Below are 237 nucleotides of genomic sequence, written 5' to 3' on the forward strand. Positions count from 1 at the left end.
GTGTCTCAGTTCCATTGTGGCCGATCAGTCTCTCAACTCGGCTATGCATCATCGCCTTGGTAAGCCGTTACCTTACCAACTAGCTAATGCACCGCAGGTCCATCCCAGAGTGATAGCCGAAGCCATCTTTCAAACAAAAGCCATGTGGCTTTTGTTGTTATGCGGTATTAGCATCTGTTTCCAAATGTTATCCCCCGCTCCGGGGCAGGTTACCTACGTGTTACTCACCCGTCCGCC

Annotated in this window: 1 rRNA gene; it reads right to left on the reverse strand. The window is 51.1% G+C overall.

Going from position 1 to position 237, the window contains the following annotated elements:
• Positions 1 to 237 (reverse strand): 16S ribosomal RNA (locus H5S10_RS00005); the annotation flags it as partial.

Source organism: Limosilactobacillus balticus, from assembly GCF_014145615.1.
In the GTDB taxonomy this organism is placed as follows: Bacteria; Bacillota; Bacilli; order Lactobacillales; family Lactobacillaceae; genus Limosilactobacillus; species Limosilactobacillus balticus.